Here is a 262-nt window from a genome sequence, read left to right as displayed (position 1 = left end):
GTTATTAAAGTCGAAGTCAGACGTTACGGTATAGTTAGCATCTGCATCACAACTATCCGTAGGACACGTTTGTAAAGCCGCGATATTAGCCGCATTCCAATCAGATGCTAAAGTACTGTTGTTAGCGCCATCACATTCAATAGTTTCATCAGCCACATCCGAACATAACGCTAAGTCAGGCGCAGTTGTATCTTCAATAGTTAACGTTGCTGAAGTAGACGCTATGTTCCCACAGTCATCCGCTACCGTATAGTTTACAGTA

General features: G+C 42.7%; 1 protein-coding gene. It reads right to left on the bottom strand.

Annotation, left to right across the window (positions count from 1 at the left end):
* On the bottom strand, positions 1-262 hold a 262-nt coding region (locus WA340_RS12735), incomplete at both ends, for a hypothetical protein (protein ID WP_336129362.1).

It is taken from the genome of Mesoflavibacter sp. CH_XMU1422-2 (assembly GCF_037029245.1).
Taxonomy (GTDB): domain Bacteria; phylum Bacteroidota; class Bacteroidia; order Flavobacteriales; family Flavobacteriaceae; genus Mesoflavibacter; species Mesoflavibacter zeaxanthinifaciens.
Note: the sequence above shows the minus strand (reverse complement) of the source record. Positions and strands in the feature narration are given on the sequence as shown.